The organism is Macromonas nakdongensis, assembly GCF_002837145.1.
GTDB classification, from domain to species: domain Bacteria; phylum Pseudomonadota; class Gammaproteobacteria; order Burkholderiales; family Burkholderiaceae_C; genus Macromonas_B; species Macromonas_B nakdongensis.
In genome coordinates this window covers 1227-1513 of the sequence record NZ_NWMV01000126.1, presented here as the reverse complement: position 1 = coordinate 1513, position 287 = coordinate 1227, and the positions used below count along the sequence as shown (strand labels likewise).

The window sequence follows — 287 nt, the reverse complement described above, 5'->3', positions numbered from 1 at the left end:
GGGCAGCAGGCCGGTCAGCATCTTCATGGTGGTCGATTTGCCGCAGCCGTTGGAGCCGAGGAAGCCGAAGATCTCGCCACGCTGGATGCGGAAGCTCACCCCGTCAACGGCGACGAAATCGCCGAAACGCATGGTCAGGCCCTCGGCTTCGATGGCGGTGTCGTCGTGGCCGTTGCCGACCAGGGGCGGGATTTCCACCGCCCGGTGCCCCTGGCGCCGGGCCTCGGGCAGCAGCGCGATGAAGGCGGCTTCCAGGCCCTGGGTGCCGGTGCTGTGCAGCAGGCCGT

At 69.0% G+C, this 287-nt stretch carries 1 protein-coding gene; it reads right to left on the bottom strand.

What is annotated here, in order from left to right; translation table 11 throughout:
- Positions 1-287, bottom strand: a 287-nt coding sequence (locus tag CON77_RS13875) for an ATP-binding cassette domain-containing protein (protein ID WP_157826977.1), incomplete at both ends; no start/stop codon positions are given.